This is a genomic window from Vibrio sp. 1F253 (assembly GCF_041439295.1).
Classification (GTDB): Bacteria; Pseudomonadota; Gammaproteobacteria; order Enterobacterales; family Vibrionaceae; genus Vibrio; species Vibrio tasmaniensis_A.
Genome location: NZ_JBGONU010000123.1, coordinates 1 through 2,288, shown reverse-complemented (window position 1 = coordinate 2,288; position 2,288 = coordinate 1). Strand labels below are relative to the sequence as shown.

General features: G+C 41.9%; 1 protein-coding gene. It reads right to left on the bottom strand.

Features of this window, described 5'->3' with window-relative positions:
• Positions 1–290: 290 nt before the first annotated feature.
• Entirely contained in the window at positions 291–1,916 is a 1,626-nt protein-coding gene (locus ACED28_RS23065; RefSeq protein WP_371710843.1) for a methyl-accepting chemotaxis protein, read from the bottom strand.
• Between the last annotated feature and the right edge of the window lie 372 nt (positions 1,917–2,288).

Sequence of the window (2,288 nt, the reverse complement as noted above, 5' to 3'; positions counted from 1 at the left end):
AACCACCGACACGAGGATTTTCAATCCTCTGCTCTACCGACTGAGCTATCCGGGCGACGAGGTGTATTAAACGTGTTTTCGCGTTCTGGGTCAACATTAAATTGCAAAAAAAGTATTGTTTGATGTTTTTCTATACTTAGTGGGTTGTTTTTGTTCGTTTGGGTAGAAAAACCTAGGTCTAGCATGCCTTAAAAGATGGCAAAACTACGGTTAACTGCTTTGAATGGGCGCTGAAATAAAAAAAGCACGTATGAAAACGTGCTTTTATATTAAAGGTTTTTCTCGAGAGTTTAGTGTTTTACTTCAAACCTATTTACCCAAGTCTCTAATTCGTTAGAAAGAGAAGCTAAAGTTTGAGTGCTGTTATGGCTTTCCGTTACGACATCGCTCAGTTGGTTGCCACTTTCTTCGATCATATTGATACGCTTCGATATATCATCGCTTACCTGAGTCTGCTCAGCGGCTGCTGTTGCGATTTGATGGCTCATTGATGATATAGACTCTAATGCAATCACAATCTGTTGTAGAGCTTCAGAGGCATTCTGAGACTCTGCTACAGTACTTTCACTCGTTGCCGCGCACACATTCATTGTTTGAATGGCGTTACGGGAACCTTCTTGAAGATTATTGATCATTAACTGAATCTCTTTGGTGCTCGATTGCGTTCGACCAGCAAGATTACGTACCTCATCCGCCACTACTGCAAATCCACGACCTTGTTCACCCGCTCGCGCAGCCTCAATAGCAGCGTTAAGTGCTAACAGGTTAGTTTGCTCTGCAATATCGCCTATAACGTCCAATACCTTAACAATATTGTTTACGTCGTTGTCTAGGTTAGCAACAGCTTCACTGGCTGTACCTAATTGTCCTGCTAGGCCTTGAATATTATCTACTGTGTTGTGGATTAGGAGCTGAGTATGTTGGCTTTGTTTGTCTGCCTCGTCGGTGTTACGAGCTGTATCGCCAGCTGAATCGGCAACATTATTTGCTGAAGACGCCATCTCAGTCATTGCTGTTGCGATCATTTCAGTTGATTGTTGCTGAGTTTCAGTAAGTTGAGCGATAGAACCTGCACGATCTTCCACGCGCTGTAATTCGCCTCTTAACGCTAGCATTGAAGAGTTGAGGTTTGATACTAACTCTGCCAGTGATTGACTCATTTGTTGTACAGCGTGATAGATACTGCCTTGCTCAGCTTGAGTCTCAAACGATGTTTGGATTTTTCCTTCTGCGACAGCTTGTACTGCTTCTCTTACGTCTTTGGGTTCACCGCCAAGTAGCGATAGCATACGTTTAATTGAGATAATCAAGCTTGAAAGAATGACACCAGCAATAGCCAAACATAAAATCAGTTGCCATTGTGCTGTTGACCAAAACCTTGCGTTGACTTCATTGAAGCCGATACCTGTACCTACAACCCAACCCCAATGAGGTGTTTTTTCTGCGATGGACAGTTTTTCTTCAATGCTTCCGTCGGGGAGTTTTTGTGTCCAGGTGTATTCGACTATTTGTCCTGTTCTATTGCCAAGTGCTCGCTGAATAAGTTGGCCAACGCTATTTCCATCGCCATCTTTAAAATCATTAAAGCTGGTTCCGTGTAGTTGCGGATCTAAAGGTGTTGCGACAAAAGTCATATATTCATCAGCAACATATACATATTCATTGTCTTTATAGATATTGTTGCGCAGTAGGCGAGTGGCCAGCTGTTTGGCTTGTTGTTCTTCTAGAGTGCCATCAATAGCCATTTTTTCGACTTCAGTAAGAATGCTGTATGCACTTTTAAATAGCTCTGTCACGCGAGCTTTGTTGTCTATGTTGCTAGCAACTCTTAAGGTCCATAAACCTGTAGCCGTAAGTGCGAGCAAGGCAATCAAAATGATGCCTGATAATAAATAAGCTTGCGTTTTTAATTTCATATTTCCCCGTGCAGCGATCTAATAATAAGTATGGTGTATCATTCACGAATCTTAAGCTAAGTCGTGCAGTGCAGGTATCAGAAAGGTATCAAAACATGATGAAGATTAAATTTACGAAGAAAAAAAAGTCCCCAGAAGAACATTTTTCGCTGTCAAATGAATAAACAGAGGCAAGAGCAATTACTCTATTGAGGGTGGCGGACGTAGTCCATTTACTCGAAGATCAAGATTTAATGTTGAACTGATGTGTTATTGAATTGCGTTACTTTTATTCAAACGAAAAAAAGCCAAGTCTCTCGACTTGGCTTTCTTGAATGTGGCTCCCCTTGCAAGACTTGAACTTGCGACATACGGATTAACAGTCCGCCGTTC